Origin of the sequence: Moraxella lacunata (genome assembly GCF_002027545.1) — a bacterium.
Classification (GTDB): Bacteria; Pseudomonadota; Gammaproteobacteria; order Pseudomonadales; family Moraxellaceae; genus Moraxella; species Moraxella lacunata.
The window spans coordinates 1-1,072 of the sequence record NZ_MXAN01000058.1 but is presented as its reverse complement, the minus strand read 5'-3'; the positions used below and the strand labels follow the sequence as shown (position 1 = coordinate 1,072).

The 1,072-nt window shown below is 38.5% G+C and carries 1 protein-coding gene; it reads right to left on the bottom strand.

What is annotated here, in order from left to right:
* Positions 1–43 precede the first annotated feature (43 nt).
* Positions 44–919: an IS110 family RNA-guided transposase gene (locus tag B5J94_RS08835; RefSeq protein WP_115247282.1), complete on the bottom strand. Its 876-nt coding sequence runs from the start codon at positions 917–919 to the stop codon at positions 44–46.
* Positions 920–1,072 lie beyond the last annotated feature (153 nt).

The following is a 1,072-nucleotide window of genomic DNA, read 5'->3' as shown; positions in this document are numbered from 1 at the left end:
AGATACCATGATACCCCACCTAAGTCAATGGTTTTTTAAGTATCTAGTATCTTACAAACTCACTTAAAGAGACTTGTTGTTCAAAGGGTGTTTGGGTTTTGATAACACCAAAACAGATATGTACCAATTTACGCATACAAGCACACAAGGCTTGCATTTTGGTTTTACCGTTTTGTTGTAATCGTTCATAAAATGCCTTAATGGTGCTATTATAACGAATGGCACTCATTGCAGACATATACAGCTTAGCACGCAAAGAGACTTGTCCTTGTTTGGACAGTTTGGTTGCTCCCTTAAAGACACCTGACTGTCTTTGTTTGGGTATTAAGCCTAAAAACGAAGCCATCTGTGAGGCTTTTTTAAATTGTTTGGTATGTATTAAGCATACCACTTCTTTGGCAATAACAGAACCAATGCCGTCAATGGTTTCAAGTAAGGTTTTGTCTTGCTTTAAACTTGGGTGTTTGTCAACAAAGTCATCAATGTCTTTGGTGAGTTTGGCAATCTGCTCTTGAAGGACATTGATGACTGTTTGCATTGACGCCTTAACCAAATCGGGCAGATTGGGTGATAAGAGTAACTCTTGTCGGTTTTGCTCTCGTTGCAAATCTTCTTTGAGTGCTTCTAGGCGAGCTAGTAGAGCTTTTAGCTGTTTGGCTTCAATGCTAGGTGCTACCCAAACCTCAGGCTTGTGGCTATAACCATACCTTGATAAAATGATGCTGTCTTTTTTATCAGTTTTATGGATTACCCCCAAACTGTCTGCAAATTTGCGGACATAGCTAGGATTGACAATGCTTTGCTTGATGTTATTATCATCAAGAAACTCACTTAGGTGTTCATGATAAACCCCTGTTGCTTCTAGGATGATGTGTGGTTCATCAAGATGATTGCTGACATTGGTTTTTAACCAAGCAATAAATCAAAGCCTGCTTTGTTGTTGTTAAAAACCTTGGTTTTTACTTTGTTGGTGCTTGGGTTTATAAATGCAACATCAAACTTTGCTTTGCTGATGTCTATGCCAATATAGTGTATCATCTGTCTCTTGCCTTGTTTATGCAGTGTCTGTTTT